24 protein-coding genes are annotated in these 24,986 nt (G+C 71.6%); 5 read left to right on the top strand and 19 right to left on the bottom strand.

What is annotated here, in order from left to right; all coding sequences use genetic code 11:
- The first annotated feature begins 96 nt into the window (after nucleotides 1–96).
- Nucleotides 97–783, top strand: a complete 687-nt coding sequence (locus D1369_RS34145) for a DUF5995 family protein (protein ID WP_007380650.1) — start codon at nucleotides 97–99, stop codon at nucleotides 781–783.
- A 51-nt stretch (nucleotides 784–834) separates the two neighbouring features.
- Here the strand turns inward: D1369_RS34145 and D1369_RS34140 are convergent, their stop codons facing one another.
- From D1369_RS34140 to D1369_RS34105, 8 genes are all read right to left on the bottom strand, one after another.
- A complete protein-coding gene (locus D1369_RS34140) occupies nucleotides 835–2,532 on the bottom strand; it encodes an NAD(P)/FAD-dependent oxidoreductase (RefSeq protein WP_007380651.1) in 1,698 nt (565 codons plus the stop codon).
- Between the two features lie 32 nt (nucleotides 2,533–2,564).
- Nucleotides 2,565–3,353 (bottom strand): carbon-nitrogen hydrolase family protein, encoded by a 789-nt coding sequence (locus D1369_RS34135; RefSeq protein WP_007380652.1) that lies wholly within the window; start codon nucleotides 3,351–3,353, stop codon nucleotides 2,565–2,567.
- Between the two features lie 471 nt (nucleotides 3,354–3,824).
- On the bottom strand, nucleotides 3,825–5,009 hold the full coding sequence (locus tag D1369_RS34130) for an MFS transporter (RefSeq protein WP_037899293.1): 1,185 nt from the start codon (nucleotides 5,007–5,009) through the stop codon (nucleotides 3,825–3,827).
- A 105-nt stretch (nucleotides 5,010–5,114) separates the two neighbouring features.
- Nucleotides 5,115–6,533 carry an HAD-IA family hydrolase gene (locus tag D1369_RS34125; protein ID WP_118082798.1) on the bottom strand — a complete coding sequence of 473 codons (1,419 nt, stop codon included), beginning with the start codon at nucleotides 6,531–6,533 and terminating at the stop codon, nucleotides 5,115–5,117.
- A 43-nt stretch (nucleotides 6,534–6,576) separates the two neighbouring features.
- Nucleotides 6,577–7,626: an ABC transporter ATP-binding protein gene (locus D1369_RS34120; RefSeq protein WP_007380655.1), complete on the bottom strand. Its 1,050-nt coding sequence runs from the start codon at nucleotides 7,624–7,626 to the stop codon at nucleotides 6,577–6,579.
- 3 nt (nucleotides 7,627–7,629) lie between these two features.
- The gene (locus tag D1369_RS34115; protein WP_007380656.1) at nucleotides 7,630–8,442 is read right to left on the bottom strand and encodes an ABC transporter permease subunit; all 813 of its coding nucleotides are present in this window, start codon (nucleotides 8,440–8,442) and stop codon (nucleotides 7,630–7,632) included.
- Nucleotides 8,430–9,326, bottom strand: coding sequence for an ABC transporter permease subunit (locus D1369_RS34110; protein WP_037899294.1), 897 nt, complete (start codon nucleotides 9,324–9,326; stop codon nucleotides 8,430–8,432). The genes D1369_RS34115 and D1369_RS34110 overlap by 13 nt, the downstream gene beginning before the upstream one ends.
- The gene (locus D1369_RS34105; RefSeq protein ID WP_037899295.1) at nucleotides 9,323–10,477 is read right to left on the bottom strand and encodes an extracellular solute-binding protein; all 1,155 of its coding nucleotides are present in this window, start codon (nucleotides 10,475–10,477) and stop codon (nucleotides 9,323–9,325) included. The genes D1369_RS34110 and D1369_RS34105 overlap by 4 nt, the downstream gene beginning before the upstream one ends.
- A gap of 226 nt (nucleotides 10,478–10,703) precedes the next feature.
- On the opposite strand from D1369_RS34105, the gene D1369_RS34100 reads away from it, so the two are divergent.
- The gene (locus D1369_RS34100) at nucleotides 10,704–11,444 is read left to right on the top strand and encodes a GntR family transcriptional regulator (protein WP_007380659.1); all 741 of its coding nucleotides are present in this window, start codon (nucleotides 10,704–10,706) and stop codon (nucleotides 11,442–11,444) included.
- Nucleotides 11,445–11,455: 11 nt separating this feature from the next.
- On the top strand, nucleotides 11,456–11,914 hold the full coding sequence (locus tag D1369_RS34095) for a hypothetical protein (protein WP_037899296.1): 459 nt from the start codon (nucleotides 11,456–11,458) through the stop codon (nucleotides 11,912–11,914).
- Nucleotides 11,915–11,950: 36 nt separating this feature from the next.
- Here the strand turns inward: D1369_RS34095 and D1369_RS34090 are convergent, their stop codons facing one another.
- From D1369_RS34090 to rpe, 9 genes are all read right to left on the bottom strand, one after another.
- Nucleotides 11,951–12,403 (bottom strand): Lrp/AsnC family transcriptional regulator, encoded by a 453-nt coding sequence (locus D1369_RS34090; RefSeq protein ID WP_007380661.1) that lies wholly within the window; start codon nucleotides 12,401–12,403, stop codon nucleotides 11,951–11,953.
- Nucleotides 12,404–12,413: 10 nt separating this feature from the next.
- Nucleotides 12,414–13,871 (bottom strand): amino acid permease, encoded by a 1,458-nt coding sequence (locus D1369_RS34085; RefSeq protein ID WP_037899297.1) that lies wholly within the window; start codon nucleotides 13,869–13,871, stop codon nucleotides 12,414–12,416.
- 405 nt (nucleotides 13,872–14,276) lie between these two features.
- Nucleotides 14,277–14,669: a hypothetical protein gene (locus D1369_RS34080; RefSeq protein WP_118082797.1), complete on the bottom strand. Its 393-nt coding sequence runs from the start codon at nucleotides 14,667–14,669 to the stop codon at nucleotides 14,277–14,279.
- Nucleotides 14,670–14,684: 15 nt separating this feature from the next.
- Nucleotides 14,685–15,200: a GNAT family N-acetyltransferase gene (locus D1369_RS34075; RefSeq protein WP_007380663.1), complete on the bottom strand. Its 516-nt coding sequence runs from the start codon at nucleotides 15,198–15,200 to the stop codon at nucleotides 14,685–14,687.
- Nucleotides 15,201–15,268: 68 nt separating this feature from the next.
- Nucleotides 15,269–16,711 (bottom strand): GuaB1 family IMP dehydrogenase-related protein, encoded by a 1,443-nt coding sequence (locus tag D1369_RS34070; RefSeq protein ID WP_037903124.1) that lies wholly within the window; start codon nucleotides 16,709–16,711, stop codon nucleotides 15,269–15,271.
- 132 nt (nucleotides 16,712–16,843) lie between these two features.
- The gene (locus D1369_RS34065) at nucleotides 16,844–17,179 is read right to left on the bottom strand and encodes a barstar family protein (RefSeq protein WP_007380665.1); all 336 of its coding nucleotides are present in this window, start codon (nucleotides 17,177–17,179) and stop codon (nucleotides 16,844–16,846) included.
- Nucleotides 17,176–17,544, bottom strand: coding sequence for a ribonuclease domain-containing protein (locus D1369_RS34060; protein WP_007380666.1), 369 nt, complete (start codon nucleotides 17,542–17,544; stop codon nucleotides 17,176–17,178). The genes D1369_RS34065 and D1369_RS34060 overlap by 4 nt, the downstream gene beginning before the upstream one ends.
- 40 nt (nucleotides 17,545–17,584) lie before the next feature.
- Nucleotides 17,585–18,628 (bottom strand): sugar-binding domain-containing protein, encoded by a 1,044-nt coding sequence (locus D1369_RS34055; RefSeq protein ID WP_007380667.1) that lies wholly within the window; start codon nucleotides 18,626–18,628, stop codon nucleotides 17,585–17,587.
- Nucleotides 18,629–18,706: 78 nt separating this feature from the next.
- A complete protein-coding gene (gene rpe / locus D1369_RS34050) occupies nucleotides 18,707–19,393 on the bottom strand; it encodes a ribulose-phosphate 3-epimerase (protein WP_007380668.1) in 687 nt (228 codons plus the stop codon).
- A 134-nt stretch (nucleotides 19,394–19,527) separates the two neighbouring features.
- Here rpe and D1369_RS34045 point away from each other — a divergent pair, with 134 nt between their 5' ends.
- Complete coding sequence (locus D1369_RS34045) at nucleotides 19,528–21,684, top strand: MMPL family transporter (protein ID WP_007380669.1); 2,157 nt, start codon at nucleotides 19,528–19,530, stop codon at nucleotides 21,682–21,684.
- Between the two features lies 1 nt (nucleotide 21,685).
- Here the strand turns inward: D1369_RS34045 and D1369_RS34040 are convergent, their stop codons facing one another.
- Together D1369_RS34040 and fmt are read right to left on the bottom strand one after the other, a co-directional pair.
- The gene (locus D1369_RS34040) at nucleotides 21,686–23,104 is read right to left on the bottom strand and encodes a transcription antitermination factor NusB (RefSeq protein WP_118082796.1); all 1,419 of its coding nucleotides are present in this window, start codon (nucleotides 23,102–23,104) and stop codon (nucleotides 21,686–21,688) included.
- Nucleotides 23,105–23,202: 98 nt separating this feature from the next.
- Nucleotides 23,203–24,135 (bottom strand): methionyl-tRNA formyltransferase, encoded by a 933-nt coding sequence (gene fmt / locus D1369_RS34035; RefSeq protein WP_118082795.1) that lies wholly within the window; start codon nucleotides 24,133–24,135, stop codon nucleotides 23,203–23,205.
- A gap of 254 nt (nucleotides 24,136–24,389) precedes the next feature.
- Here fmt and D1369_RS34030 point away from each other — a divergent pair, with 254 nt between their 5' ends.
- Nucleotides 24,390–24,950, top strand: a complete 561-nt coding sequence (locus D1369_RS34030) for a hypothetical protein (RefSeq protein ID WP_007380672.1) — start codon at nucleotides 24,390–24,392, stop codon at nucleotides 24,948–24,950.
- Nucleotides 24,951–24,986: the final 36 nt, after the last annotated feature.

Raw genomic sequence — 24,986 nt, 5'->3', positions numbered from 1 at the left:
GCGCTCCCCCCTCACGCGACGGGCGCGTTCCCCCGTTCTGGGGAAGCGTCGGGCCCGCCGGTACCCGGGCCAGCCTAGGACTGGGACCCTGCCGCTATGGCGCAATTGGAACAGTTCACCACTCCCCTCGACACGGTCGTCTCCCGTATGCGCGCCCTGCACGAGGACCTGCCCGAACGGGACGGCGTCGCGGTCTTCAACCGCGTCTACCTCGCCGTCACCGAGGCGGTCGACCGGTGCGTCGACGGGGGGCGGTTCGCGGACGCGCGGGCCGCGATCACGCTGGACGTGCGGTTCGCCGAGCGCTATCTCGCAGCGGTGGACTCGGCGGCCCGCGAGCAGCGTCCACCGGCCTGCTGGCGGCCCCTGTTCCAGTTCCGTCGTCATCCCGGTGTACGTCCACTTCAGTTCGCGCTCGCGGGCATCAACGCGCACATCGGCCACGACCTGGCGCTCGCCGTGGTGGACACCTGTCGTAGCCTCGACTGCGAACCTGCGGACGTGGAGGACGAGTTCGACCGCGTGGGCGATCTCCTCGTCTCGCTGGAGGAGCGCATCCGCGAAGATCTGATGCCGGGCCCCGACCTCCTCCAGATCGCCGACCCGCTCACCCATCTGCTGGGCTCCTGGAGCCTGGAGCGCGCCCGCGACGCCACCTGGACCGCGGCCCGGGCGCTGTGGGCCCTGCGCGGACTGCCCGACGTGGCCGGGGAGTTCACCGAGCGCCTGGACACGGCGGTGGGGTTCGCCGGACGCATGCTGCTCACTCCGCTGCCGGACTGAACCGACTTGGCACGAGATCGTCGATGCGCGCAGCCGACTCGCGCACAGGCCCTAGTCCTCGGGAAGTTCGACCGGCGCGATCTCCTCGTACACGTCCCCAGGGCCCGGGTTGGTCGTGTCGGTCTCGCCGCCGAAGTGGTGCATGACGCCCCAGACCGCGTTCAGCGCGGTCTGGATCGCGCCCTCGGCCCAGCCGGCCGTCCAGGAGATGTCGTCGCCGGCGAGGAAGATGCCCCGCTTGTCCTCGGGCAGCCGGTCCTGCATGAAGTGGGTGAACAGGCGCCGCTGGTAGCGGTAGTGACCGGGCAGGTTGGCCTTGAACGCGCCCATGAAATAGGGCTCGTTCTCCCAGGAGACCGTCACCGGGCTGCCGATGACGTGCTTGCGGATGTCGACCTTGGGATAGATCTCGCCGAGCGACTTCAGCATGACCTCCATCCGCTCGTTCGCGGACAGCGGCAGCCACTTCAGGCTGTCGTCGCACCAGGTGTACGAGAGGCAGATGACGGCGGGCTTGTCCGGGCCTTCGTCGAGGAGGTAGGTGCCGCGCGTCATACGGTCGGTGAGGGTCATCGACATGACGTCCCGGCCGGTGTCCTCGTCCTTGTCCAGCCAGAACGGCCGGTCGACCGGGACGAAGAGCTTCGAGCTCTCCATGTAGTGGGTGCGCTCGATCGCCGTCCAGTGGTCGATCGGGAAGAGCGAGTCGTCGCACGCGATCTTGGACAGCAGCATCCAGGACTGGGCGGTGAAGATCGCCGCCGCGTACGTGCGGATGTCACCGTGGGCGTCCGTCACGGTGATCCGGTTGCCCGCCGTGCGGTGCAGACGGGTGACCGCGGGACGGGGCTCACCGCCGGCGTGCAGGGACTTCAGGGACGTCCCGTACGCCCAGTGCACGATCTTCTCCGGCTCGCGCTCCCACAGCCTGAGCGGCAGTTGCTGCGAACCGCCCACGATCCCGCGGTGGTGGTCGTCGGCCTCGGTGTAGACGACACGCAGGATCTCCAGGATGGAGTTCGGGAAGTCGGTGTCCCAGCCGCCGGTGCCGAAGCCGACCTGGCCGAAGATCTCGCGGTGCCGGAAGGACTTGAAGGCCTCGGAGTCGCAGAGGAAGCCGTAGAAGGTCTGGTTGTCGAGCTTCTCGACGAGCTTCGCCCAGATCTCCCGGATGCGCGGCACGTCCCGCTCGCGCATGGCCTGGTTCATGTCGGAGAAGTCGGCGCCCTCTTCGAGGCACCTGTTCCAGGCGGCGGCGACATCGCGGTAGACCTGCGGCAGGTCGTCGATCGTCTCGGCGTAGTGGGACTCCCCCTTGAGGTCGACGACCGTCGAAGGGGTGGCCTCCGCGAGGGGGTTGGGGAAGGGACGGGTCTCCAGGCCGACGAGGTCGATGTAGTGCTGGAGGGCGGTGGAGGAGGGCGGGAAGCGCATCGCGCCCATCTCCGCGGTCAGCGTGGGGTCACAGCCCTCGAAGCCCACGGTCCGCAGCCGCCCGCCGATCTGGTCGGCTTCGTACACGACCGGCTTGAGGCCCATCTTCATCAGCTCGTACGCGGCCACGATCCCGGAGAGACCGCCTCCGATCACCGCGACCTCGGTGCCGTGCTCGGTCGCAGGTATCTGGCCGAGGCCCGCCGGATGGGCGAGGAAGTCGTCGTACGCGTACGGGAAGTCCGGTCCGAACATGGTGATCGGCGGTTGCTGCTCGTCTGCGTGCTCGACGGCGTTGGGCACGGTGGACGTCATGGGGTACGGACTCCTTGGAACAAAGGGGTGGTTCAGACGAGGGACCCGTAGAGGCCGGGCCGGCGGTCCGTCAGATAGGGGTTCGCCTCGCGGGAGGCGGTGAGGAGGGCGGGGTCGGCGTCGGCGAACACCAGCTCCTCGGCGCGTCCGGCGCGAGCACGGGCCACCCCGTCGGGGCCGGCCAGCGTGGACAGTCCGACGAACTCGAACTCCCCTTCCTGGCCGACCCGGTTGACGTAGGCGACGTACAGCTGGTTCTCCCAGGCCCGCACCGGCACGAGGGACTCGGCGACGAACTGGAAGGGGTGCATCTGGGCCGTCGGCACGATCAGGAGGTCGGTGCCGGCGAGGGCGTGGGCGCGGACGTTCTCCGGGAACTCGACGTCGTAGCAGATCATGAGGCCGACGGTGAGTCCGCCCAACCGGGCCTGGACGACCGGCTGTTCGCCCGGCTCGAAGTGGTCGTGCTCGAAGCAGCCGAAGAGGTGGGTCTTGCGGTAGTTGGCCAGCCGGACACCGTCGGCGGAGATCAGCTGGGCGGAGTTGAAGACGGACTCGCCGGCCCGCTCGGGGTAGCCGTAGGCGATCGCGACCCCGTGCCGCCCGGCGATCTCCGCGACCGCGTCCGCCGAGTCGCCGTCGGCCGCCTCGGCGAGGCGGGCGATGTCGTCACCGATCGCGTACCCGGTCAGGAACATCTCCGGTGCGGCCAGCAGCGCGGCGCCCGCGGCGGCGGCCCGGCCCGCGGCCTCGTCGAGGACCTTGAGGTTCCCCTCGACGGAGCCGGGACGGCCGGAGCTCTGGAGCAGGGCGGTGCGCATGCGTGATCCTCACCGGGCGGAGGTGGATGTGGGGGCCATTGGAAGGGCCCTGTAGACGGTACGGGTGGCCCACCAGGGCGGACAAGGAGGAGCCGTTGCGTGCCGGTAAGCGGTTTGTTGCGTGTGCCGGGGCCCGGACGGCGATTCGTTGCGTACGGCTGGGCCGGGGCCCGCGTCCTGCCCGGACCCCGGCCCTGCGCGAGCCCGCGCACCGCCCTGGCCCCCTCCGTCCCCGACCTCCTGCCGTCCCCGGGCCCCTGCCCCTTCGGGTCCCCGGACTCACCCCGCGACGCATCCCCGCGACCCGTCCCGCCACACCCCGCGCTGACGGGTCGCGCGCGACCAACCGCCCCGACCGCTGTGCGTGACGAGCGAGGGACACCCCCATCACCGCACAGCGCGCCCGACGGTCACACCCCACCGCCGCGCAGCGCACCCGGCCAACCCCCTTCACCACGCCGTCACGACGCCTCAGGCGCGGTCCCGCAGCCCCAGTACCAGCGCCGTCACCAGATACGGCACGGAGAGAATGACGAACACTGTGCTGTGCGCCAGGGACGCCCCAAGCAGGGTGTACACCCCGAACACCGCGAGCGTCACCAGCTCCGTGCCCAGGCTCGCCACCGAGGTCACCGTGGCCCGGCGGGCGTCCTCGATGCGGTGCTGGAGGCGGACGTCGGCGAGGACCTCGGCCAGTTGGAAGCCCGCGAAGGCGAGGCCCACGAGGGCGATGCCGGCCGGGGTGCGGACCCCGGCGCCCACCGCCAGGGCGAGCGCGGAACCCGCGATCAGGGCGGCGAGGCCCCGGGTGCCGAGACGCTCGGCGGGTCCGGCGCACAGGCTGCCGAGGGTCACCATCGTCCAGACCAGCAGGACCAGGTAGGGGACGGTCGCGTCGGCCACCCCGAGGTCGCGGATCAGCAGCGAGACGTACTCGTCGAGGGCGCTCCACACCGCGGTGACGGCCGGCACGAGCAGCAGGGCGCCCCGGACGGTCCGGTCCCCGCGGGCCTCGGCGAGTCCGGCCCGCAGGGTCGCCGACCAGCGCGTGCTCCCCTTCTCGTCCGGCACCCGGTGTTCGGGGAGCCGGGTCGCCGTCGCCGCGGCCAGCAGACAGGCCACGACGCTCGCGGCGCCCACGGCCGTGTAGCCGCCGAGGGCGAGGACCGGTCCGGCGAGGCCCATCGCCGCGACCGTGGCCAGGAGCCGTGCCGCCCGGGTCCGTCCCATCACGCGCGCGTACCGCTCGGTGGCCCCGAGCCGTTCCAGCTCGTCGTAGACCAGTGCCTCCAGTGATCCGGAGCCGAGCGCGCCGCCGGCCCCCCACAGGACGAAGCCCAGCGCGAAGGCGCCGTAGGACGGCACGGTCACCCACAGGGTGAAGCCGGCGGCCGTGAGCAGCGGGCCGATCCACAGCAGCCGGCGCCGCGAGACGGTGTCGGCCCAGGCGCCGGAGGGCACCTCCAGGACGACGGCCGTGAGGGACCACAGGGCGAACAGCGAGGAGATCTGCCAGAGCGGCAGACCGGTGTCGGCGAACAGCAGCGCGTACACCGGGTAGAGCAGGACGAGGTCGTCGAGGAACGCGTAGCCGTACAGCGTGGTCGTCAGCCGGCGGACGCCGGTCGCGGGCACACGTGCGGGTGAGAGTGTCATGAGGCCTTCCCGGAAGGGCGGTTCGGACGTCGTGGGTACGGCGTCCGAGGCGGCCCTCGGGAGGCACGGCTGGTGGATCAATGTCGCCAGGTCATGGCACCGATGTTAGACAGGTGCGGGCCCGCTGCCCAGCGAAAATGTGGTGATCACCGCGGCGTGGTCGGACGGCCAGTCGTTGTCCTCGACGTCCGGCCAGGTCCGGGGGGTGTCGCTGACGCAGGTCCGCGAGTCGAGGACCCGCAGGCCGCGGTGGAGGACGAAGTCGATCCGGTCCTGCGGCTCCGGGTGGGCGTGCACCGGCGACCAGGTGTGGCCCGGGTCCCGCACGGCATCGGGACGGGCCTGGCGGAAGGAGTCCCCGAAGCCCGCCTCCTCCGCCGCTTTGGTCACCGGCCACTCGACGTCCGGCCAGTCCAGGTGGGAGGGACAGTTGAAGTCTCCGACGAGGACGACCGGCGCGCTGTCGCCGATGCGGTGCAGGGTGTCCCGCATCTGGGCGAGCCGCACCTCCTCGTGGGCGAGCGGCTCGGACGCGTAGGGCCCGTACCGCTCGTAGTCGAGGTGGGCCGTCCAGACCTCGACCTCCCGCTCCTCTACGGCGATCCGCGCGCCGGCCGCCCCGTAGAACCCGACGTCCGGGTCGCCCAGCACGGCCGTGATGGGGAAGCGGCTGATGATGCCGAGGTTGGTCCCGGCCCGGTGGTGGTGCCAGCCGAGTGCCTCGGCGAGTTCTTCGGCGGCGCTGCCGTACGTCTCCTGGAGCCCGACCACGTCCACGTCGGTCTCGGTGATGACCTTGAGCTGCTTGGCCCGGTGGTCGTGGACCTTGGTGCCGCCGAACCAGAGGTTCCAGGTCATCACACGGAGCCGGTGGGGCAGCAGGGCGCGCAGCCGAGCCACGGTGACACCTTCCAGGCCCTCCGGGCCGGTGAGGACCGTGCGGCCCGGGGCCGCCTCGATGGGGGCCAGGGAGGGCACGGCCAGGACCGCGCAGCCGGCCGCCTCGGCGGAGCGCACACCGGTCTCCGTGTCCTCGACGGCCACGCACCCCGATGGATCCACGCCGAGCGCGCGGCAGGCGGCGAGATAGGGGTCGGGGGCGGGCTTGGTGTGCTCGGTGTCGTCGGCGGTGACGGAGACGGCGAAGCGGCTCGTGCCGCCCAGGGCTGCCAGGACGGTGTCGGCGACGGAGCGGGGGGACGCGGTCACCAGGGCGGTGGGGATCTGCTCGCCTGCCAGGGCGTCCAGCAGGTCGAGCGCGCCGGGGCGGGGCACGACACCGGAGCGGACGCGGTCCGCGAACTCCCGGTGCAGGGTCTCGGCGAGGCCGGCGGCCGGGGCGCCCGTGGCCGCGGCCAGCCAGGCGGCCGTGTGCTCGACCGGACGACCGAGCACGTCCGGCCGGTCGGCCTCGGTCAGGGGCCGACCGGCGACCAGCTCCACCGCCTCCCACCACAGCCGCTCGGTGTCGACGAGCGTGCCGTCCATGTCGAACAGGACGGCCTGGAGCGGGAGTCGCGTCACGGTGATCTCTTTCGTGTGGGGGGAATCAGCGGTCGTACGGCGGTCAGCGGGTGCGTTCCACCACCAGCACCGGCCGCTCGGGCAGCGACACGCTCACCACGGCGCCGGCGGTGAGCTCGGCGGCCTCGTGCGCGGCCAGGTCGGCCTTGACCTCGGTGCCGTCGGCGAGCCGGACGGTGACGCGGACGGCCGCGCCCAGGAAGGACGTGGCGACCACGCGGGACTTCCCGTCGGCCTCGGGCCGCACCCGCACGGCCTCAGGACGCACCAGCACGTCGACCTCGGTGGCGGACGGCACCGGGCCGTCGACCGGCAGCCGCTGCCCGAGCACGTCGACCGTGCCGTCGGCGAGACGTCCCGGGATACGGCTCATCGTGCCGACGAACTCGGCGACGAAGGGGGTCGCGGGACGGCCGTACAACTCGCTGGGCGGCGCGCACTGTTCGAGCCGGCCGGCGTGCATCACGGCGACCCGGTCCGCCATGGACAGGGCCTCCTCCTGGTCGTGGGTGACGAACAGGGTGGTGATGCCGAGCTCCTGCTGGAGCCGCCGGATCTCCTCGCGGAGGCTGAGCCGCACCTTGGCGTCCAGTGCCGACAGGGGCTCGTCGAGGAGCAGCACACGCGGGCGCAGGGCGAGCGCGCGGGCCAGCGCGACCCGCTGCTGCTGGCCGCCGGAGAGCTGGTGCGGGAACCGGCCGCCCTTGTCGGCTAGCCCGACGAGTTCCAGCAACTCGGCGGCCCTGGCCCGCCGTTCGGACGTGCGCACCTTGCGCATCCGCAGTCCGAAGGCCACGTTGTCAAGCGTGTCGAGATGCGGGAAGAGGCTGTACGACTGGAAGACCATCCCGGCGTCCCGGCGGTGGGCCGGCACTCGGGTCACGTCCTCGCCGTCCACCAGCACCTCGCCGGCGTCGGGGTGCTCGAAGCCGGCGAGCATGCGCAGGGCGGTGGTCTTGCCGCAGCCGGACGGGCCGAGCAGGGCCAGCAGTTCACCGGGCTCGACGCTCAGGTCGAGTCCGTCGAGGGCGACGGTCGGGCCGAACTCCCGCCTGAGTCCCCGGAATTCTACGGTTGCAGCTGTTTCAGGCATGGGTCATCCCCGGGAGGTAGGACGGGTACGGCCGCCGAAGCCGGCCAGGACGAGGAGCAGCACCCACGTCACGAGCAGGCTGAGCACGGACACGGCGACGGACAACTGGGCCTGCGAGCCGCTGACGTTGACGATCCACACGGCGAACGGCCTGAAGCCCAGCAGTTGGGCCACGGTGAACTCGCCGAGCACCAGGGCCAGGGTGAGGAAGGAGGCGTTGAGGAGGGCGCCGCGCAGATTGGGCAGTACGGCCTGGACGAGGGCCTGCGGCCAGCCGGCACCGCAGCTGCGGGCGGCCTCGACGAGGGTGCGGACGTCGACCGCGCGCAGTCCCGCGTCCAGGGCCCGGTAGACGAAGGGCAGCGCCATCACCACGTAGGCCAGGACCAGGACGAAGGGGAAGTCGGGGTTCTGGATCGCCACGAAGGTCTCGAACAGCGGGGTGCGGGAGAGGTGGTCGGGCCCCCACTTGAGGACCGTGCCGATACCCGCGACGAAGGCGATCGGCGGGACGACCAGCGGCAGCGAGCACACCACCTCGACGACCGGCCTGAGCCGGGGCGCGCCCAGCCGCAGCGCGACCATGGCGGGCACCATCAGCAGCAGCACGACGGCGATGGTGGCGAGGGCGAGTTCCAGCGAGAGCAGCAGGGCGGAGACGAATCCGTCCGTGGAGAAGATCTGGGTGTAGGCGTCGAAGGTGATCCCCTGGCCCGGCACGTCGACGGTGAAGACGACGGACGCGGCGAGCGGCACCAGGAAGTACAGCCCGGCGAGGCCGAGCACGCCCCACCGCCACAGGTTCAGGCGAGCCATCGGGCGCTCCTTCGCTGAAGGGGCAGGTACACGGCCATGACCAGGCCCGCGACCAGGACCATGTCGAGGCTGAGGGCGAGCGCCACGTTCTCCTGGCCGACGAGCACGTTGCCGGAGATCGCGTCGGCTATCTGGAGGGTGACCAGCGGGATCGAGCTGCCCACCATCGCGGCGGCGGTGGCGTACGCGGCGAAGGCACTGCCGAAGAGCAGCACGAATCCGCCGAGCAGCGTGGGCAGCAGGACGGGCAGGGCGACGAACCGCCAGTACTGCACGCCCGTCGCCCCGTTGTTCTGCGCGGCCTCGCGCCACTGGACGCGCAGCCCGTCCAGGGCGGGGGTGACGGTGAGGACCATGAGCGGGATCAGGAAGTACAGGTAGACGATGACCAGGCCCCAGAAGCTGTAGAGGTCCCAGCCCTTGTCGGTGAGGCCGAAGTGGCGGGTCAGCACACCGGCGTTGCCGAGGGTGGCGACGAAGGCGAAGGCCAGCGGGACGCCGCCGAAGTTGGCGAGCACCCCGGACGCGGTGAGCACGGCCTCGCGCAGGGCGCGGAAGCGGGAGGACACCACGGCCTGGGCGAGCGGCAGTCCGACCAGAGTGCCGAGCGCGGCGGACACCGCGGACAGCTTCACGCTGCCGAGCAGCGCGGTGAGATACGCACCCTTGAGGGAGGTGGTCAGGTTGTCGAGGGTGTACGAAGTCGCCCCGGTGGCCGGGTCCTTGGCGGTGAAGGCGCCGTCGAGCATGGCGAGCGCGGGCAGCCCGAAGGCGACCGCGACGAACGCGAGCAGCGGGACGACCGCGACCCAGCCGAGGGACCGGCGCCGCCGCTTGGTGCGAGCGGCGGGCGCCGTGTCCACCCGTACGGCAGTGGCCGTCATCCGGAGACGGCCTTCGCCCAGCCCTGTCCGAGGACCGTCTTGGCCTTGTCCTGCTGGGCCTCGGTCGGGAACTTGGGCGTTCCGGTGACCTCGGGCAGCTTGGCCGCGGCGGCCTTGTCGAGGGTGCCGGCCTTGTCCATGGCGGTCATCAGGGCCGGGCGGGCGTAGCCCCCCAGCCAGAGGTTCTGGCCCTCGGCGCTGTAGAGGTACTCCTGCCACAGGCGAGCGGCCGCGGGGTGCGGGGCGCCCTTGTTGACGGCCTGGGAGTAGTACTGCGAGAACTGGCCGTCGCTCGGGACCGTGACCTTCCAGTCGACGCCCTTGGACTTGAACTCGTCGGCGTACCCGGCGTTCAGGTAGTCCCAGTCGATGCTGATCGGCGTCTCGCCCTTCTCGACGGTGGCCGGGGTCGACTCGACGGGCGTGTAGTTGCCGTTCTTTTTCAGCTTGGCGAAGAAGTCGAGGCCGGGCTGGATGTCGTCGAAGGAGCCGCCGTTCGCGAGCGCGGCCGCGTAGACCCCGCCGAAGGCCGAACCGGACTTGGTGGGGTTGCCGTTGAGGGCGACCTGGCCCTTGTACTGCGGCTTGAGGAGGTCGGCGAAGGTGGTGGGGCAGGTCTTGACGCGCTTGGCGTCGCAGCCGATGGAGATGTAGCCGCCGTAGTCGTTGTACCAGCGGGCCTGCGCGTCCTTCTGCCCTGTCGGGATGTCGTCGTACGAGGCCACCTTGTAGGGCGCGAGCAGGCCCTGCTGGGCGGCGCTGATCGCGAAGGAGCTGCCGAGGTCGAGGACGTCGGGCGCCCGGTTCTGTCCCTTGCGCGAGGTCACGGCGTTGATCTCGTCCTGGCTGGAGCCGTCGGGGTTCTCGACGGAGATCTTGATGCCGTACTTCTTCTGGAAGCCGTCGATGAGGGCGCCGTAGTTGGCCCAGTCGCGGGGCAGCGCGATGGCGTTGAGCGTGCCCTCCTTCTTGGCCGCGGCGACCAGCTTGTCCATGCCGCCGAAGTCGGCGGCGGAGGTGGCGGTGGCGGCGTTCTTGCCGTCAGCGGTGGTCGACGCGGTGTCGGGGGCGGCGCCACAGGCGCTCAGGGCGAGGGCGGCGAGGGTGGCGAGAACACCGGCGGCGGCGGTTCTCGGCAGGGACACGGTCACGGCTTCTCCAGGGGACGCGCGAGGGTGCAGGAGTCGAACGGGACTCAGAAGCGAGAGAACTTGTCTGAACAAGTTGGCCTCAGTAAGGCTGCCGCTGGTGTCCTGTTCGTAAACACTGGCGAAACGCTTGCCCTTGAATTCCCACACAATCAGGACTTCTCCGGGCCGACCGCGAGGTCGACTACGCTGGTCACGCTGTGCACAGCCACCGACTCAGAGGGGAAGCATGGGGGCGCGACACGAGGAGATCGCCGACGAACTGCGCCGGGCGATCGACCGCGAGGAGTACACCGTCGGCAGTCTGCTGCCCGCGGAGACGGACCTCGCGGCCCACTACGGCGTCTCACGCGGCACGATCCGCCAGGCGGTCGCGGCGCTGACGGCCGAGGGGCTCATCGGCTCCCGCCAGGGCGCCCGCCGCGTGGTCCTCGCCAGCCGCCGCAGTCAGAGCTTCGCCGAACTGCGGAGCTTCGCCGAGTGGGCCCGGGCGATGGGGCGTGCGGCGACGGGCCAGGTGGTCGCACAGGAGTACCGTCCGGCCACCAAGGAGGACTCGGTACGCCTCCAACTTGCCGTCGGGACACCGGTGTTGCACGTCCTGCGGGTGCGCGGCCTGGACGGCGAACCGGTGTTGCTGGAGCGGACGGTGTACGCCGACTGGATCTCCCCGACCGTCGAGGCCATCGAGCCCGAGTGCCCCTCGGTCACCCAACGCCTGTACGACGACACGGGGTTGGTGTTCGCCTACGGGGAGCACGTCATCGACGCGGTGGCCGCGGGGGCGCGGGACGCGGAGCTGCTGGGCGTCCGCCGGACCAGCCCGCTCCTGAGGGTCCGGCGGGTGACCACGACCCGTGAGGGCCGACCGGTGGAGTGGTCGGACGACCGCTACCGTTCGGACGCGGTGAGTTTCAGCGTGCACAACTCGATCGGGAACAATGCGCTGGCCAGGAAGACCGCCGACTGAAGGAGTCCCTCATGGAGATCAGCAGCCTCCCGCACGTGGACGAGCACACGCAGTTCGTGGCGGCGGACGCCCACGCCGTGTGGCAGAGCGTCGGCGAGGTTCTGGACCGCTCCTTCTCCGAGGGACGCCTCGCCGGATACGCCCGTCTGGTGGGCTGCCCGGACCGCACGGCCGCCGGACCGCGCCCCCTGGCGAAGGGCTCGGCCTACCCCGGCTTCCATGTGCAGTCCGCCGCCCCGGGCCGGGAGCTCGTCCTGGTGGGCCGCCACTACTTCTCGACGTACGCCCTGGTCTTCCGCCTCGACAGGGCCGGCCCCGGTCGGACCCGACTGCGGGCCGAGACCCGGGCACGGTTCCCGGGTCCGTTCGGCACCCTCTACCGGCTGCTCGTGATCGGCACGGGCGGGCACGCGCTCTCCGTACGACGGCTCCTCGCGACGGTCCGGCGCAGCGCCGAGGATGTCGGATAGACGCCGGGTGGTCTCCAAGCAGACGCCAGGCGGACGTCAGGTGGGCGAGCCCGAGGAGAAGCGGCGCAGCAGGGGCGAGAGGACCAGAACCGACTTGGTCCGCTCCACGAACGGCTCGCCCGCGATCCGCTCCAGGACGCGTTCGAAGTGCCGCATGTCGGAGGCGAAGACCTGCACGACCGCGTCCGCCTCGCCGGTGACGGTGGAGGCGGCCACGACCTCCTGGTAGCGCTCCAGGCCCCGCTGGATGGTCTCCGGCGAGGTGTTGCGCCGGCAGTAGATCTCGACGAACCCCTCGGTTTCCCAGCCGAGGGCCGCCGGGTCCACCCGTACGGTGAATCCGGTGATGGCCCCGGTGGCACGCAGCCGGTCCACGCGCCGTTTCACGGCGGGCGCGGACAGGCCGACGATCTGCCCGATGTCCGCGTAGGAGCGGCGGGCGTCCTCGGCGAGGGCGTGCACGATGCGTTCGTCGAGATCGTTCAGCACGGTGGGTGGATCAGCTTTCGGGTGTTGCGAGTCGGGAACGGCGATGGCCGTATACGAAGTAGAACACGAGTCCCACGGCCATCCAGACCCCGAAGACCACCCAGGTGACGGTGGACAGGCTGCCCATCATCCACACGCAGAAGCCGAAGCCGAGCGCCGGGAAGACCGGCGAGAGCGGGACGCGGAAGGTGCGGGGCATGTCGGGACGGGTCCGGCGCAGCACGACCACGGCGATGTTGACCAGGGCGAAGGCGAAGAGCGTGCCGATGCTGGTGGCGTCGGCGAGCTGGCCGAGCGGGATCGCCGCGGCCAGCACCCCGCAGAACAGGGACACGATCACCGTGTTGGCGCGGGGCGCGCCGGTCTTCGGGTGGACCCGGGCGAAGACCTTGGGCACCAGTCCGTCCCGGGACATCGCGAAGAGGATGCGCGTCTGGCCGTAGAGGACGGTCAGGACGACGCTCGCGATGGCGATGACCGCGCAGAACGCCAGCAGGGTGCCCCAGAAGCTCTGTCCGGTGACCTCGCGCATGATCTGGGCGAGCGCGGCCTCCGAGTCGTTGAAGTGCTGCCAGGGCTTCGCGCCCACCGCGACGGCCGCGACCAGGACGTACAGCGCGGTCACGATGACCAGCGACAGCATGATCGCCCGCGGCAGGTCGCGCTGGGCGTTCTTCGCCTCCTCGCCGGCGGTGGAGGCGGCGTCGAAGCCGATGTACGAGAAGAAGAGCGTGGCACCGGCCGCGCTGACGCCCGCCATCCCGAGGGGCATGAAGTGCTCGTAGTTGCCCGAGCGGAAGCCCTGGACGCCGATCGCGCAGAACAGCACCAGCGCGGCCATCTTCACGACCACCATGACGGTGTTGGCGCGGGCCGACTCGCGGGCGCCGCCGAGCAGGAAGGCCATCGCGAGGAGGACGACGATCAGCGCCGGCAGGTTGAAGACACCGCCGTCGCCGGGCGGGGCGGACAGTGCGTCCGGGATGGTGACGCCGATGGTCCCGTCGAGCAGCTCGTTGAGGTACTCGCCCCAGCCGACGGCCACGGCGGCGACCGAGACGCCGTACTCCAGGACCAGGCACCAGCCGCAGATCCAGGCGATCAGTTCGCCCATGGTTGCGTACGCGTACGAGTACGAGGACCCGGCGACCGGGATGGTGCCCGCGAGCTCGGCGTAGGAGAGGGCCGAGAACAGGGCGGTGAGGCCGGCGATCACGAAGGAGAGGGTGACGGCCGGGCCGGCCTTGGGGACCGCCTCACCGAGGACGACGAAGATGCCGGTGCCGAGGGTGGCGCCGATGCTGATCATCGTCAGCTGCCACAGTCCGAGCGAGCGCCTGAGGGCCCCTCCCTCGCCCTGGCCGCCCTCGGCGACGAGGCGTTCCACCGGCTTGCGCCGCATGAGGCGTGCGCCGAGCCCCGTCGCCTGTGGGGTGCGCTGTCGCGGGGGTGCGCCTTGGTCGAGCACGCGCTGACTCCTTCGTCGTTGCAGGTGAGTACAGCGAAGCACCCTACGAGCCCGGAGGTCACAGCCGTAATGCAGCAACCTTGCACGCACTCGCAAGATCGTTGCGTTCCGCGCCGAAGGGTGGGCGTTCGTTGCGCGCACCCCCTGCCCGCCCCCTTCGACCCTCGCCGGCGACCCTCCGGCGCCCCCCGGACCGCCGCGCCATGACCGCGTCCGCCCGGGCCCTGCCGCGACCCGCCACCCGGGCCTGAGCACGCGCCCCCTCCAACCCCCGTTACGCCCTCCCCCGCAGTTCTCCCGCGCCCCGCCCCCGCCCGCACCTCGATCACACCCCTCCCACCGAACCCCACCCGCCCCGCCGCCCGGGCACCGATAGACACCCCCGCCACCCCCCTTCGACCCTCCTCAGCAGTCCTCCGACTCCCCCGCCACCGCCCGCGCCGCGGCCACGTCCGTCTCGTCGAACCCCAGCTGCCCGGGCCTGCCGTGGGCCGCGGCCTGAGCGTCGATCCAGCGGGTGTGCGCCTCCCACGCGGCCTGCTTGCTGGTGCCCAGTGCGGCCCCGATCTGCGACCAGGAGGCACCGGCCTCGCGGGCCGCGCGCACGGTCAGCTGACGGCCGTAGGACGCCTTGCGCGCCACGACCTCGCTCAGCGCGAGGAGTTCGAGCAGTTCGGCCCGGTCGGGGGCGTCCGTGGCCCCGCCCGCGCCCATCGACTCCCGCATGCGCAGCGCGTCGAGCCGGGAGACGGCGGTCAGCAGGGTGTACTGCGGCTCGATGCTCTCCGGTGTCGTCATGGCCCCAGAGTCGCGTCAAGCACGCTTGACGTCAAGACGGCCTGACGGGAGTTCCCGGACGAGGAACACGCAGGCGTCGACGCACTCACGGATCGTGCCGTCGTGGTCCTCGTACGTGTAGCGGTCCAGGTAGTCGGTGACCGGCCGGTAGCCGAGCCGTGCGTACAGGGCGGCCGCGCGCGGATTGTCCTTGCCGACCCCGATGCCCACGGTCGTCAGACCCCGCTCCCGGGCCAGTTCCTCGGCGGCCCGGATCAGCTCGGTGCCGATGCCCCGCGAGCGCAGTTCCTCGGGCCACACGGCGAGGCCGCCGATCTCGGGGCAGTGCAGGGTGACCTCGGGCGCCGCGCAGCCGATCCAGCGCAGCTCCGTGTGCCCCACGGGCCGCCCGTCCAGCCACGCGACGAGGTAGGTGCACTCCCCCGCCTCCTGCCGCGCGAACCGCCGGGCACGGAACGACGTGGCTCCCGGCGAACCCAGGTACCGGTCGAGCAGCGCGACATCACCGCTCCGGCAGACGGTGATCTCCATACGCCGACCGTACGGTCCGCGAACGCGAACGGCCCCCGAATTTCGGCGGGGGCCGCGCACAACGGGACTCAGCTCCAGCTGGCGTGCAGCGGCTTGCCCTCCGCATAACCGGCCGCGCTCTGGATGCCCACGACCGCGTTCTCGGCGAACTCCTCCAGGGAGCCCGCGCCGGCGTAGGTGCACGAGGAGCGGACGCCCGCGATGATCGAGTCGATCAGGTCCTCGACGCCCGGACGGGCCGGGTCCAGGAACATCCGGGAGGTCGAGATGCCCTCCTCGAACAGCGCCTTGCGGGCCCGGTCGTACGCCGACTCCTCCGACGTGCGGTTGCGCACCGCCCGCGCGGACGCCATGCCGAAGGACTCCTTGTAGAGCCGTCCGCTCGCGTCCTGCTGGAGGTCGCCCGGCGACTCGTAGGTGCCCGCGAACCACGACCCGATCATCACGTTGGACGCGCCGGCGGCCAGCGCCATGGCGACGTCACGCGGGTGCCGGACCCCGCCGTCGGCCCACACGTGCTTGCCGTACTTCTTCGCCTCGGCGGCGCACTCCAGGACCGCCGAGAACTGCGGCCGGCCGACCCCGGTCATCATGCGGGTGGTGCACATGGCGCCGGGACCCACACCGACCTTGATGATGTCCGCGCCGGCCTCGATCAGGTCCCGCACGCCCTCGGCGGCCACGATGTTGCCGGCCACGATCGGGACCTGCGGGTCGAGCGCCCGCACCGTCCGGATCGCGGTGATCATCGACTCCTGGTGGCCGTGCGCGGTGTCGATGACGAGCGTGTCGACGCCCGCGTCGAGCAGCTGCTTGGCCTTCTCCGCGAAGTCCCCGTTGATGCCCACGGCGGCCGCGATGCGCAGCCTGCCCTGCGCGTCGACGGCAGGCGTGTACAGCGTGGCGCGCAGGGCGCCCTTGCGGGTGAGGATGCCGGCGAGACGGCCGTCCCGGTCCACGGCGGGGGCGTAGCGCCGGTTGGCCGCGTCGAGGCGGTTGAAGGCCTCACGCGGGTCGATGTCCGCGTCGAGCAGCAGCAGATCGCGGGACATGACCTCGGCGAGCTGGGTGAAGCGGTCGACCCCGGACAGGTCCCGGTCGGTGACGACTCCGACGGGGCGGCCCTCCTCGTCGACGACCACACCGGCGTTGTGCGCGCGCTTGGGCAGCAGGGCCAGCGCGTCGGCGACGGTCTGGTGCGGGGCCAGCACGATCGGGGTGTCCAGGACGAGGTGGCGGCTCTTCACCCAGGAGACGACCTCGGTGACGACCTCGATCGGGATGTCCTGCGGGATGACCACGAGGCCACCGCGCCGGGCCACGGTCTCGGCCATACGGCGTCCGGCGATGGCGGTCATGTTGGCGACGACCAGCGGAATCGTGGTGCCCGTGCCGTCCGGGGCGCTGAGGTCCACGCCCTGCCGCGAGCCCACGGCACTGCGGCTCGGGACCATGAAGACGTCGTCGTACGTCAGGTCGTACGGGGGCTGGATGTCGTTGAGGAAACGCACGTGCTGCACATCCCAGTCGATCAGAGGTGGCCCCCGGACAGGTCAGCCAGGGGGAAAGAGCACGTACTTCATTCTCCCATGCCGGGCGCGGAGCCACCCACGGGCAAATCGTCCAGACCGGCCGCGGGGTCCCTAGGACGAATCTCCAAGCGCGAGCGCCACGGTGAGCGCGGACGCCTGCGCGAACACCTCGCGCGCGGTCGCCCACTCGTCGGGCCTCGCCTTGGCGTACCGGTCCCAGTGCCGTACGACCACGACGGTCTCCTCCCCGACGCCGACGCCGTCGCCGTCGCCGTCGCCGTCGCCGGAGTTCTCGGACCACAGGCCCGGGTCGGAGAGGACGTCGGCCAGCGCGTCCCAGTTGCGGCCGAACCAGTCCGGCAGCCGCAGGTCCCGGGCGCAGCGGTCCATCAGGCCCGCCTTGTCCGTGACCCCGTCGAGGTCCAGCGTGACCGCGCGTGCCGTCATCTCAGTACCGCCCTGAACGAGTCGTAGTGATCATCGGTGTAGTAGACCTCGCCGCCCTGCCCGGTGACGATCCGCCGGGCTCCGCGGTCGCGCGAGCCCGGCGTGGGGACGGTGTACTCGTGGTAGTAACCGCGTTGGTGGGCGGGCAGCAGCCGCTCGAAGTTCCCGAAGACGGCGCCGTCCTTGGCGTACGGGAACGGACCGCCCCTGTCGATGAGCTGGAGGGTCTGCCGGGCCTCGGCCGGGAGCTCCGACGCCTGGACGGTGGCCAGGCCCCCGCCCGGCGACGGATCGGTGTCGGTGGCCGAACACCCCGTCAGGAACAGCACGCACAGAAGCATTCGGGAGACGAACCGCAGCAGCATGCGTTCGATGCTGCCACGGCCGCCCCCTTACGATCCTCCGTCAGGGCCCGTCCGGGTCCGCCCTGTTGAGCGCCGGCTTCGGCGGTGTCCCCGCCGTCATCAGGTAGTCCGCGGCGGAGGTGTCCGTCACCAGGCTGGTGACGAGTCCGGACCGCAGCACCGCGTCGATCGCGGCCGCCTTGCGCTGCCCGCCCGCGATCGCGACGACCTCGGGGATACGGCGGAGCTGGTCGGCCTTGACGGTGATGCATCGCTCGCCCAGGTCCCGCCCGACCCTGCGGCCCTCGGTGTCGAAGAGGTGCGCGGACATCTCGGCGGCGACTCCGAGCGAGGCGTAGTGGCCGCGCTCCTCGTCGCTGAGCATGTCGTGCACCGTCGAGATGCCCGGCTCCCAGGAGCCGATGGAGACACAGGCGACCGTGACCTTGTCGAAGTACTCGTAGGCCCGGGCGATCCCGGGCTGGTTGCGCAGCGCGATCGCGGTGGCCGCGTCCGGCAGCAGCATCGGCGCGTAGATGGGGTGGGCGTCCCCGCCGGACACCTGGGCGGCCCGCCGTACCGCCTCCACCGAACCGCGCTCGGCGGTCCCGGCGTCGTACACGCCCGTCAACTGCACCACCGTGCACGGCGGGAGCCGGTCGAGGGCGGCCGCCATGTGGATGGTGGAACGCCCCCAGGCCAGGCCCAGGATGTCGCCCTCGTCGACCAGTTCGCCGAGCAGGTCGGCGGCCACTTCTCCCAGGTTCTCCGGGTCGGGGGTCTCCTCGGCCTCGGCCGGGGACTCCACCACGACGGCGTGCCTGAGGCCGTAGCGGGCCCGGAGCGCGTCGGAGCGCTCCGCGTCCAGCTCGGCCGGCACGCGGATCTCGATGCGGACGAGATCCCGTTCGAGGGCGGTCTCCAAAACCCGGGCCACCTTGAAGCGGCTGACGCCGAACTCCTCCGCGATCTGGATCTTGGACTTGCCCTCCAGGTAGAAGCGGCGGGCCATGGCCGCCGCCTGCACCAGCTCAGCGGGTCCCATCCGCATGGCTGACCGGCCCGCCGACATACCCGACACGGCGTTCTCCTCACTGCTGTTCACACTCTGGATTCGCCGTTCATCCTTGCAGATCCGGCGCACTTGATCAGCCCTGACCGGAGCCGTTCACGTTCCCTTGGCTCAGTGGTCGCACGCCCACGAAGCCTTAGCGGTCGCCCCCTCGGCTTGGTTGCGCAATGCACGTACCGCCTCTGCCGGGTCGGAAGCCCCGTACACCGCCGACCCGGCGACGAAGACGTCGGCGCCCGCGTCCGCGCAGCGCTCGATGGTGGACGCCGAGACGCCGCCGTCTACCTGGAGCCACAGCTCAAGACCGTGCTTGCTGATCAACTCGCGAGTCCGGCGAATCTTGGGGAGCATGATGTCGAGGAACGCCTGTCCCCCGAAACCGGGCTCGACCGTCATGATCAGCAGCATGTCGAGCTCGGGGAGCAGGTCCTCGTACGGCTCGATCGGCGTCGCGGGCTTCAGCGCCATGGAGGCGCGGGCACCCTTGGCCCGGATCTCCCGGGCGAGCCGGACCGGAGCGGCGGCCGCCTCCACGTGGAAGGTGACGGAGGAGGCCCCCGCCTCTACGTACTGGGGCGCCCAGCGATCGGGGGCCTCGATCATCAGATGGCAGTCCAGCGGGGTGTCCGTCGCACGGGCCAGAGACTCTACGACCGGCACACCGAGCGTGAGGTTCGGGACGAAATGGTTGTCCATGACGTCGACGTGGAGCCAGTCGGCTCCTTCGACCGCCTTCGCCTCGTCCGCGAGACGGGCGAAGTCGGCGGACAGGATGCTGGGATTGATCTGCGCGGCCATGCCCCAAGCCTCCCATGCCGGAGCGCGAACGGGCGCGCCGGTCCAGACCTAAGCCGTTCATCGGATGTTGTGGACGACCTGGGCGTGCCATGCTGGGCGGCTGATCGGCTCGACTGGTGGCGCCGGGGGTGGCCATGACCGGGAATCGGGGCATCGCGCACTACGTCTGCGGACGGCGTGCCAAGTGGGTGGTACTGGCGCTGTGGCTGGTGGTGCTGTTCCTGACGGCGCCCCTCGCCTCCAAGCTCACCGACGCCCAGGACAACGACGCGGCCTCCTGGCTGCCCGGCTCCGCGGAGTCGACCCAGGTCCTACAGGTCTCCGAGGACTTCAGGCCGGAACAGATCCCCGCGGTCGTCGTCTACGCGCGCGACAGCGGCCTCACCCCGCAGGAGCGGGCCGCGATCGCCAAGGACGCCGCCGAGATCAAGCGGCTCACGGCGCACGGCATCCGCGGCGCGGAGACCCGGGGGCCGATCTACGACCGGCAGGGCGACCCGCGCGCGGCCCAGATCCTCGTCCCGATCACCATGGACGAGAAGGGCTGGCAGGAGATCACGCCCGCGGTCGACTCGATCCGTGACGTCGTCGGCAAGGGCGGCGACGGTCTCGCCGTGCACATCACCGGCCCGGGCGGCACCTCCGCGGACTTCTCCAAGGCCTTCGAGGGCATCGACTCGACGCTGCTGCTGGCGGCGATGGGCGTCGTCGTCGTCATGCTGCTCATCACCTTCCGCAGCCCCACTCTGCTCTTCGTCCCGCTGCTCTCGGTGGTCGCCGCCCTCTTCACCGCGCAGGCCTTCATCTACCTGCTGGCGCGCCACGCGGGCCTGACGGTCAACGGCCAGAGCGCGGGCATCCTCACGGTCCTCGTCTTCGGCGCGGGGACGGACTACGCCCTGCTGCTGGTCGCCCGCTACCGGGAGGAGCTGCACCGCCACGAGGACCGCCACGAGGCGATGGCCCGAGCCCTGCACCGCGCGGGCCCGGCGGTGATCGCCTCCGGGGCGACCGTGATCCTCAGCATGCTGGTCCTGCTGGCCGCAGAGATGAACTCGACCCGTGGCCTCGGCCCCGTCGCGGCGATCGGCGTGGGGGTCGCCCTGCTGGCGATGATGACGCTGTTCCCGGCCCTGCTGGTGATCTGCGGCCGCTGGATCTTCTGGCCCACGACCCCGCGCTTCGGCTCTCCCAGCCACCTGGAGTCCGGCGTCTGGGCCCGCACGGGCCGCCGTATCGCCCGCCGCCCGCGCTTTGTCTGGGCCGTCACGGCACTGGTCCTCGCGGTCTGCTCGCTCGGTCTGATCCAGCTGCGCGCGGAGGGCATCAGCAACGCCGACGCGTTCACTGGGAAGCCCGACTCGATCGTCGGCCAGGAGGTGTCCGCGAAGTACTTCCCGGCGGGCAGCGGCGACCCCCTGGTCGTGGTCAGCAACCAGGCCCAGGCACGGCAGGTCGGCGAGGCGGTCGCGGGCACGCGCGGAGTCGTGCCCGAGTCCCTGGGCCTGCCACCGGGCACGAAACCGTCGTTCGAGGGCAAGGTCCTCTTCGAGGCGACGATGACCGCCCCCGCCGACAGCGAGGCCGCGAAACAGACGGTGGAGCGGGTCCGGGACGCCGTCCACGCGGTCCCGGACGCCGACGCCCGGGTCGGCGGCGGTACGGCCGCCCTGCTGGACATGGACAGGGCGACCACGCACGACAACATCCTGATCATCCCGCTGGTGCTGGTCGTCGTGATGCTGATCCTGTGCGGCCTGCTGCGCGCCCTGATCGCCCCGCTGCTGCTGATCGGGACGGTGATCCTGTCCTTCGCGGCGGCCCTCGGCATCAGCGCCCTGGCCTTCCGCCACCTCTTCGACTACGCGGGCGAGTCCACCGACTTCCCGCTGTTCGTGTTCGTCTTCCTGGTGGCCCTCGGCATCGACTACAACATCTTCCTGACCACCCGCATCCGCGAGGAGGCGGCCCACCAGGGCACCCGCCCCGGCGTGGTCACGGGCCTGGCCGCGACCGGCGCGGTCATCACCTCCGCCGGCCTGGTCCTGGCCGGCACCTTCGCCGCCCTCGGCACCCTCCCCATGGTCGCCTTCGCGGAGATCGGCTTCGCGGTGGCGCTGGGGGTTCTGCTGGACACGTTCATCGTCCGGTCGGTCCTGGTCACGTCCCTGTTCCTGGACGTGGGCGCAAAGGTGTGGTGGCCGCACAGCCTGGCCAAGGAGCAGGTGACCGACTCAGGGGCGCGGGGAGCTGCGCGACCGGCCGAGACGGCGCAGCAGACGCACGACTAGATCACCCTGTCCTGCGGATGACCGCCAGGTACATCGCATCGGTCCCGTGCACATGCGGCCACAACTGAACGTCCGGCCCCTCCCCGAGCTCCGGCACACCGGGGAACAACGGCCGCGCGTCCACCAGCTCGGCACCCGGCCACTGCTTGAGCACGTCCTCCACCACCGCCCGGGTCTCCGCGAGATGAGGGGAACAGGTCGCGTACCCGACCACCCCGCCCACCCTGACGGACTCCACCGCGGTACTCAGCAACTCCCGCTGCAACGGCCCGAACCCCTCCAGGTCCTCCGGCCGCCGCCGCCACCGCGCCTCCGGCCGCCGCCGCAACGCGCCGAGCCCCGTGCATGGCACGTCCATCAGCACCCGGTCGAAGCTCCCCGGCTGCCACGGCGGCCTGGTCCCGTCCGCGGCGATCACCTGATACGGCCCCGGATTCCCGGCGAGCGCCTTGGCGACGAGCCCGGCCCGATGGGGCTGCTTCTCGGAGGCGAGCAGCATCGCCCCGCGCTCGGCGGCGAGCGCGGCGAGCAGCGCGGCCTTGCCGCCCGGCCCCGCACACCCGTCGAGCCACTTCTCGTCCCGTCCCTCGACAGGCACGTTCGCGAGGGCCAGCGCGACCAGCTGACTGCCCTCATCCTGCACCCCGGCCCGGCCTTCGCGTACGGCGTCGACGGCCCCGGGCTCACCGCCCTCGGCCAGCCGTACGGCATACGGCGACCAGCGCCCCGGTACGGCGGACTCCTCGCGCAGCAGCTCCTCGGCGGTGGCCCGCCCCGGCCTGGCGACCAGGGTCACCTCGGGCCGCTCGTTGTCGGCCTCCAGCAGCCGCTCAATACCGGCGCGTCCGCCCCCGAGGGAGTCCCACAGCGCGGAGACGACCCAGCGGGGGTGGGAGTGCACGAGGGCGAGATGGTCCTCGGGGTCGTCGTCGTAGGGCGGAGCGACCTTCGCGATCCACCCGTCGAGGTCGTCCTGCGCGATCTTCCGCAGTACGGCGTTGACGAACTTGGCCCGCCCGTCCCCGAGCACGACCCGGGCGAGCTCGACGGAGGCGGACACGGCGGCGTGCGTCGGGATGCGCGTCCCGAGCAGCTGATGCGCCCCGAGGCTCAGCACGTCCAGCACCGGCGGATCGACCTCACGGAGCGGCCGGTCGACGCACTCGGCGATGATCGCGTCGTACGTCCCCTGCCGCCGCAGTGTGCCGTACACGAGCTCGGTGGCGAGCGCCGCGTCCCGCGCCTCGAAACCGTCCTTCTCCCGTGCCTTCCTGAGCAGCGGCGGCAGGACGAGGTTGGCGTACGCGTCCCGCTCGTCCACGGCCCGCAACGCCTCGAAGGCGAGGAAGCGGACGGGGTCCTTCTGGGGCCGACGGTAGGGCTTGCCGGGTTTGCGGGGCCGACGGGGCTGCTCGCTCACGAAAAAGGTGCTCCGGGTTCAAGGTCTGCTGACGCCCCAAGGGTACGTCCGCCTGGGGTTGCGTCACCCTCCGAGCGGCCCGGTGCTCCGGGGGCGCGTCACGCGCCGACGCTCTCCCCGTCCGCGATCCTGACGCCCCGCGCCCAGTCCGCGGCCTTCATCGGCTTCTTGCCCTGTGCCTGCACCCACAGCAGTTCCACGCCGTACGACCCGGTACCCACGTGGACGCTGTTCTTGCCGACGGCGAGCGCGCCGGGGGCGAGATCCGTGCGGTCGGGCACCGGCTGGACCTGGATGAGCTTGAGCCGCTCGCCGCGGAAGGTCGTCCAGGCGCCGGGCGAGGGGTGGCACCCCCGCACGACCCGGTCCACCCGCAGCGCGGGCGCGGCCCAGTCGACCCGCGCGTCCTCGACGGTGATCTTCGGGGCGACGGTGATGCCCTCGGTCGGCTGCGGTACGGCCTTCAGCGTGCCGTCCGCGATGCCGTCCATGGTCGCGGCGAGCAGCCCCGCCCCGGCGAAGGCCAGCCGGGTCAGCAGGTCACCGCTGGTGTCGGTGTGCCGGATCTCCTCGGTGACGGTGCCGTAGACGGGCCCGGAGTCCAGGCCCTCCTCGATGAGGAAGGTCGAGGCGCCCGTGATCTCGTCCCCCGCCATGATGGAGTGCTGCACGGGCGCGGCCCCACGCCAGGCCGGCAGCAGCGAGAAGTGCAGGTTGACCCAGCCGTGGGCGGGGATGTCGAGGGCGACTCGGGGCAGCAGGGCACCGTAGGCGACGACGGGGCAGCAGTCCGGGGCGATCTCGCGGAGCCGTTCGAGGAACTCCGGGTCCCGCGGCTTGACGGGCTTCAGCACCTCGATCCCCGCCTCCTCGGCCCGCTCCGCGACCGGGCTCGCGACCAGCCTGCGTCCCCGCCCGGCCGGTGCGTCCGGCCGCGTGACGACGGCGGCGACCTCATGCCGTCCGGAGGCGATGAGAGCGTCCAGGGCGGGAACGGCGACCTCGGGGGTACCGGCGAAGACGAGCTTCATGGGTGGGCAGGGCCTCTCGGACGGGTGACTCGCACGGGTGACTCGCACGGGTCTCGACGGGCGACACACAAGTCTATGGCGAGGCCCGCGTTCCCGATCAAGGCGCGAACCCCCCACACCCGGCGCACGCATATGCCGGTGCGCCCCCACTGCGTGACCAGCGGAGCGTAAACGCGTTGGTCAAGAAAGAGTTGACCACAGCGGGCCGCGATCGCGGCCCCATCCTTTTCAACGCCGGTTCGAGAGGCTTGTTCATGGCCGACCACGCAACCCACGACGCCCAGGCTCGGGCCAGCCTGCACTTGCTGGTGCGGGACATCGAGCGGGTCCGCCGGCAGGTGGACGCACTGCGCACCCTGACCGCCCAGTTGGGCAACGTCTACCGCCCGCGCCGCTCCGGCCCCTCCACGGGCTTCGTCGTCTACGGACGCGCCCCCGCCCCCACGGTCCGTCTCGCGCAGGAACTGCGGGACAGCGTCGAGACCCTGGTGACGGCCGCGGTCGACTTCGACCGCTCGCTCGGCTTCTCGTGGGACGCGGTGGGCTCCGCCCTCGGTGTCACCAAGCAGGCGGTCCACCGTCGTTACGGTGCCCGCCGCGCCGCGGCCCAGGCGACAGCCGAGGCCGAGCGCGCCACGGATCCGTCGGGAACCCGCACGGTCAGCGTCAACACCGGTATCCCCACGGTGCCTTCGGTCCCCACGGTCCCCACGGTCCCCGCGGCCCGCTCCATGCCGACCCAGCCCACCGCGGGCAGCCCCACCCTCCGCGAGGAGGCAAGGCCCACGGCCTTCCCCGGCCCCCGCAACGGCTGACCCGTCTCCCTTCTCTGCCCTCCCACCTCACGACCG

Origin of the sequence: Streptomyces sp. CC0208 (genome assembly GCF_003443735.1) — a bacterium.
Lineage (GTDB): Bacteria > Actinomycetota > Actinomycetes > Streptomycetales > Streptomycetaceae > Streptomyces > Streptomyces sviceus.
Note: the sequence above shows the minus strand (reverse complement) of the source record. Positions and strands in the feature narration are given on the sequence as shown.

What these genes read in the sequence shown, in the direction of transcription:
- D1369_RS34145 (WP_007380650.1), top strand. Translation starts at nt 97, where the DNA reads ATGGCGCAATTGGAACAGTTCACCACTCCCCTCGACACGGTCGTCTCC.
- D1369_RS34140 (WP_007380651.1), bottom strand. Translation starts at nt 2,532, where the DNA reads ATGACGTCCACCGTGCCCAACGCCGTCGAGCACGCAGACGAGCAGCAA.
- D1369_RS34135 (WP_007380652.1), bottom strand. Translation starts at nt 3,353, where the DNA reads ATGCGCACCGCCCTGCTCCAGAGCTCCGGCCGTCCCGGCTCCGTCGAG.
- D1369_RS34130 (WP_037899293.1), bottom strand. Translation starts at nt 5,009, where the DNA reads ATGACACTCTCACCCGCACGTGTGCCCGCGACCGGCGTCCGCCGGCTG.
- D1369_RS34120 (WP_007380655.1), bottom strand. Translation starts at nt 7,626, where the DNA reads ATGCCTGAAACAGCTGCAACCGTAGAATTCCGGGGACTCAGGCGGGAG.
- D1369_RS34115 (WP_007380656.1), bottom strand. Translation starts at nt 8,442, where the DNA reads ATGGCTCGCCTGAACCTGTGGCGGTGGGGCGTGCTCGGCCTCGCCGGG.
- D1369_RS34110 (WP_037899294.1), bottom strand. Translation starts at nt 9,326, where the DNA reads ATGACGGCCACTGCCGTACGGGTGGACACGGCGCCCGCCGCTCGCACC.
- D1369_RS34100 (WP_007380659.1), top strand. Translation starts at nt 10,704, where the DNA reads ATGGGGGCGCGACACGAGGAGATCGCCGACGAACTGCGCCGGGCGATC.
- D1369_RS34095 (WP_037899296.1), top strand. Translation starts at nt 11,456, where the DNA reads ATGGAGATCAGCAGCCTCCCGCACGTGGACGAGCACACGCAGTTCGTG.
- D1369_RS34080 (WP_118082797.1), bottom strand. Translation starts at nt 14,669, where the DNA reads ATGACGACACCGGAGAGCATCGAGCCGCAGTACACCCTGCTGACCGCC.
- D1369_RS34075 (WP_007380663.1), bottom strand. Translation starts at nt 15,200, where the DNA reads ATGGAGATCACCGTCTGCCGGAGCGGTGATGTCGCGCTGCTCGACCGG.
- D1369_RS34065 (WP_007380665.1), bottom strand. Translation starts at nt 17,179, where the DNA reads ATGACGGCACGCGCGGTCACGCTGGACCTCGACGGGGTCACGGACAAG.
- D1369_RS34060 (WP_007380666.1), bottom strand. Translation starts at nt 17,544, where the DNA reads ATGCTGCTGCGGTTCGTCTCCCGAATGCTTCTGTGCGTGCTGTTCCTG.
- rpe (WP_007380668.1), bottom strand. Translation starts at nt 19,393, where the DNA reads ATGGCCGCGCAGATCAATCCCAGCATCCTGTCCGCCGACTTCGCCCGT.
- D1369_RS34045 (WP_007380669.1), top strand. Translation starts at nt 19,528, where the DNA reads ATGACCGGGAATCGGGGCATCGCGCACTACGTCTGCGGACGGCGTGCC.
- fmt (WP_118082795.1), bottom strand. Translation starts at nt 24,135, where the DNA reads ATGAAGCTCGTCTTCGCCGGTACCCCCGAGGTCGCCGTTCCCGCCCTG.
- D1369_RS34030 (WP_007380672.1), top strand. Translation starts at nt 24,390, where the DNA reads ATGGCCGACCACGCAACCCACGACGCCCAGGCTCGGGCCAGCCTGCAC.